The sequence below is a fragment of the Gilvimarinus gilvus genome, assembly GCF_030518155.1.
GTDB lineage: Bacteria > Pseudomonadota > Gammaproteobacteria > Pseudomonadales > Cellvibrionaceae > Gilvimarinus > Gilvimarinus gilvus.
In genome coordinates this window covers 1-335 of record NZ_JAULRU010000195.1, presented here as the reverse complement: position 1 = coordinate 335, position 335 = coordinate 1, and the positions used below count along the sequence as shown (strand labels likewise).

Annotated in this window: 1 protein-coding gene; it reads left to right on the top strand. The window is 45.7% G+C overall.

Annotated elements, in window-relative coordinates; all coding sequences use genetic code 11:
• Positions 1-181 (top strand): roadblock/LC7 domain-containing protein (locus QWI17_RS01605; protein WP_302720740.1); only part of this gene is annotated, 181 nt, incomplete at its 5' end.
• Between the last annotated feature and the right edge of the window lie 154 nt (positions 182-335).

Here is a 335-nt window from a genome sequence, read left to right as displayed (position 1 = left end):
TAAAGAGCTGGCTCGTGGAGAGCTTGAGCAGGTACTGGTTAAAGGTGATGAGGGATATATCCTGATGACCCATGCAAACCAGGATTCTGTATTGACTGTTGTTGCTAAACCAAATGCGCGTCTGGGTTTGATATTCTTGGATGTTAAGCGTGCGGCAGAGGCGATCGGTAAGATCCTTTAATCGTTAACGTAGGTTGCTGGTTATTGTAAAGCGGTCATCGACTGCGCAGTAAGTGGCTTCCGAACGAAGAAGGCTTTAAGTATGTCTGAGCAAGACACAGGTAAAGTTCGTAACGTCGAAATTAGTTATTTTGATGGTGTGACACGTACGGCGA